Raw genomic sequence first — 4,090 nt, forward strand, 5'->3', positions numbered from 1 at the left:
CACGCTCTGTGCCTCACGTTCCGCCGCCTCGTCCAGCAGCCGTCGATGCTCGATCAAGGCTGCCTCCCGGCGCTCGTTCTCGTTGTGCAGGTATTCGACACTGGCACGTAACTGCTCACAATCCGATTCGGCCCGTACCACGCGTTGCGCGTCGCGCATCGCCAAAAGATCGTCTTGCGCCGCCTGCAATTGGCTGCGCGCCATGGCCTCGGAAGCGCGCACGAAATAATCAAAGACATTCGGCGGGCGGGAAAGCGCCTGGTCCAATTCGGCGTGCTCGTCTGCTACGTAAAATCGGTTGAGGCCATCCTCATAGACGAAGTGATAACCACGTCCTGTGAGCAGTGACTCCCATTCCATATATGCAGGCGTCTGACTATTGGGTTCGGTAGCCTCGAGCAGTATCACCCACGGGCGTGTGCGCTCCAGCGAAAGACCGCGCAACGCCGCTGCCTCGCCTCCCTCGCAATCGATCTTGAGAAAGTGAATTTCACCAATCTGGTGGGTTCTGCAGACCTCGTCCAAGGTCACGCATTTCACATCCGACTCGCGGATCTGGTGTCCGGCCTTCGCATGTCGTTTTGCAAAATCGCGATCGGTTGTTGAAAGCCCGCTATCGATCACCTCGAACAAGTGCAACTTGCCAGGACTATCGGACACGGCCAACTGCAGATTGATGTCATGCGGGCGATCGGCAACCAGTCGCTGAAACCAGTGCGTGACCGGCTCAATGTTGATACCGCGCCAACCCATTTCATAAAACGCCTTGGTCACTGAATCGTCAACTGGATCCTGCGCACCAACATCGATGTAGAAGCCGTGCTTGACCCCCCGCAGTGCGCGAATGAGCATCACGTCTTCGTAATTCTGAGCGTAGGAGATAAAGCTCATGGACTCCCAACCTCGATCTGTGGGGGAACCCACGCCGATCCCACGAATACAGGGCGCGACATGTTTGAAACATTGAAGACCAGCGCAAGGTCCCTCCATTCGTAGTTATTGACGAGATGGGTGTCCGTGCTGACCAACGCAGTCGAAACCGAGTAGCTCCCCTGCCCAAAATTCATCGGGAAGCTGATACGGAACTCAATGCGTTGCCCCGCCCGTACGTTTTCCAAGGCCTGCTTCGTATGATGCGTGTTAGTGCCGAAAACCGGCTGCCCCAAACGATCCTTGATCATGTAACCGAGCACCAGTCGCGGGATGTCTTCTCGCACAATCACTCGAACAAGCAGGGTCACGGACTGACCAACATCAACAAACTCCACCGACTCGTCAGCAGCGTTGAGGAGCGCGATACTTTCAATCGAGGCTTCACCACTACCTGAAACGGTCTGCACGCGGCCGCTGACGTGATTTGAAATCGTGATCGTACTATTCTCGCGTTCCGCGATCAGCGCATTGTATAGATCCATAACTTCCGCCGGATCGCCATCTTTTACAAGCGCGCCGTTCTCCAGGAGCAGCGCGCGATCACACAAGGTTTGCACCGCACTGCTGTCGTGGGAAACGATCAGCAGGCTCGTACCCTGCTCGCGGAACTCGCGTATCCGTTTAAAGCATTTGTGCTGGAAATAGGCATCGCCCACGGACAGTGCCTCGTCTACGATGAGAATGTCTGGACGGAACGCCGTTGCCACTGCAAAAGCAACGCGCATCTGCATGCCACTCGAATAAGTGCGCACTGGCTCGTCGAAATATTCGCCAATCTCGGCAAACTCTTCGATGGCCAACATGGCGCCATCAATCTCCGCCCGGGAGAATCCCATGAGCCCGGCAGTGTGATGGACATTGGAGCGGCCGCTCAAATCTGGGCTGAAGCCCATGCCCAACTCGAGAATGGCTGCTATTCGACCATTCACCGCAACGGCACCTTCGGTTCCCCTGAGTGTGCCCGTTATCAGTTTGAGCAGAGTGCTCTTTCCGGCGCCATTCTGACCGACGATGCCGATGGATTCGCCACGCGCGACGTTGAATGAGATTCCGCGGAGGACCCAGGTTTCTGTTTTGGCGCGCGTGCGAACCCCAAGCCATGAAGCGAATCGACGCCACTCCGATCCATAATCGCGAAAGGCCTTGCCAAGTCCGCGCACAGCAAGCAGTGGTTCACTCACAGCACATCCACCATTTCCGGCGCCGAACGCCTGAACAAAATCAATGAAAACAGCAGCAGGACTGTCGCTGTTGCTGCAATGACGGCCAACCCGGTGATGCTGGGTGCACGCCCGTAGAGAAGAACGTCTTGGAAGGCAATGACCATGTGCGCCATCGGATTGAATTCCAGCAGGGCACGCAAGCGATCCGGAATAATACTCGGCATGTAGACGATCGGGGTCAGCCAGAACAGTAGCTGCAATACCACCATCATGAACTGAGCGACATCTCTGACAAACACATTGAGTACACCAAGGATAAGACCAAGACCGAGAGCAAATGCCAAATTTATACCGATCAGAAGTGGAAGCCACAACATCGCCATACTCGGCGAATGGCCAATCAGCACAAATACGCCCACTGCCGTTACGAGCAACAACAAGTTATTCACCAGAGAAGATCCGGCAATGATAATGGGTAGGCAGACACGCGGGAATGCCATTTTCTTCATCAAATTGCCGTTGTCAACAAATATGGTCAGCGACCGAGTTACCACTTCGGCAAACAGCGACCAGGCAATCATGCCGGCCATCAGGTAAATCACATACGCATAACGGTTGTCGATGCCCGGCAGTTTGGCCGCCATGATGCGCGACAGTACCAAAGCGTAAATGGCAACCTGTGCCAACGGCTGCAAAATCATCCACAGGGCACCCAGCTTGCTCCGCGCGAACCGCGAGCGAAGATCGTTTTTGATCGACGACACGATGAAATGACGATAACTCCAGATCGCCGCGAAAATCTCTTTCATGCAGCTCGTTCCCTTAGGTAGTGCCAATTGCCGAAACGATGCCCGTTTTGACGGCCGCACCTGAATGTAACGACAACGCCTCCAACCGGAGAATTATCCGCTGTGCCGTTGCATGTGGTGAAAACCTGTCACGGATATCCAGCGCAGCCTGCGCCCCGATCCTCTTAGCAAAATTACCATCCTCGACCACCTTGCGCATCAGACCGGCAGCATGCGCAACACTGGGCTCAGCCCATCGCTGCCCTGTGTGATGAAGATACTCACCTTCACCTACCGGTACCAACTGGTAGTCCACTAGACAACTGTTGTCCGAAGTCATGAACTCCATGTTGCCCGACCATGCCGTGGCGATCACGGGCTTGCCCAAACGCATGCACTCGGCAAGCCCCAGCCCGAAACCTTCAGCCCGATGCAGTGAAATGTACGCATCGACGCAACGCTGCAGCGCTTGCACGTCACTGCGATCGATCACCTCATCACGGATGATGATGCGACGGTCAGCAGCTGCCGCATTCAGTAATTCCTGCAATTTTGCGGGGTGCCGATGGCCATTGCTCGATTTGATCAGCAACCTGACATCGCGCCGACCAACAGCAAAGGCCGACTGAAACGCTTCGATAACGGCGAGCGGATTTTTCCTGACCAAGAAAGAGTTGAAATCGAAGCTACTCAGAAAGACGAAAACATCATCGTCCAAACCGAAGTCCGAACGCATCAACCCGCTGTCATGCGCCTCGCTGACTGGCAATGGGGCATGCCAAACCGGCTTTTCGGTAATACGCTTGACCGCCGCTTCGATGAAACGGGTGGAAACCATGACCTCGTCCACCCTCCGCAGTGCTGACAACCACTCCTCTGGAAACACCTCCAGCTCCCAGAACCAGCAAGCGATCATGTAACGATCACCCAAGCGTTTGCGACCGATGATTGCGATGGCCTCGTCCAGATAGTCCGGATTGACGAAAATTAGGTTGACACCGTAAGGCGTCTCCTCGCCGATATGCGGGTCGAGGCTAGTGTCATCCATTCCATGTGGCAAATCGATGGGAATGTCATAGATTGCCACCGGATAACCTTCGGCCAGCAAAGCCCGCGCGTAGAGACGCGCGCTTTCGGCCAATCCGAACTGGCCGCGTACATAGGCAAAAACATTCACGCCAACGGCTTTGCCATACTTGTCACTAG

At 55.2% G+C, this 4,090-nt stretch carries 4 protein-coding genes; all 4 read right to left on the reverse strand.

Going from position 1 to position 4,090, the window contains the following annotated elements:
- Positions 1 to 891, reverse strand: an 891-nt coding sequence (locus RHOFW104R8_RS11085; protein ID WP_153023048.1) for an FkbM family methyltransferase, incomplete at its 3' end; no start/stop codon positions are given.
- On the reverse strand, positions 888 to 2,114 hold the full coding sequence (locus tag RHOFW104R8_RS11090) for an ABC transporter ATP-binding protein (RefSeq protein ID WP_068094700.1): 1,227 nt from the start codon (positions 2,112 to 2,114) through the stop codon (positions 888 to 890). The genes RHOFW104R8_RS11085 and RHOFW104R8_RS11090, both read right to left, overlap by 4 nt.
- Complete coding sequence (locus tag RHOFW104R8_RS11095) at positions 2,111 to 2,905, reverse strand: ABC transporter permease (RefSeq protein ID WP_068098922.1); 795 nt, start codon at positions 2,903 to 2,905, stop codon at positions 2,111 to 2,113. Before RHOFW104R8_RS11095 ends, RHOFW104R8_RS11090 begins: the two co-directional genes overlap by 4 nt.
- A gap of 13 nt (positions 2,906 to 2,918) precedes the next feature.
- On the reverse strand, positions 2,919 to 4,090 hold a 1,172-nt coding region (locus RHOFW104R8_RS11100; protein WP_082823602.1), incomplete at its 5' end, for a glycosyltransferase.

The sequence above is a fragment of the Rhodanobacter sp. FW104-R8 genome (genome assembly GCF_001617365.1).
Taxonomy (GTDB): domain Bacteria; phylum Pseudomonadota; class Gammaproteobacteria; order Xanthomonadales; family Rhodanobacteraceae; genus Rhodanobacter.

Bases quoted from the DNA above. Each gene is read 5' to 3' on its own strand.
- RHOFW104R8_RS11095 (WP_068098922.1), bottom strand. From the start codon at position 2,905: ATGAAAGAGATTTTCGCGGCGATCTGGAGTTATCGTCATTTCATCGTG.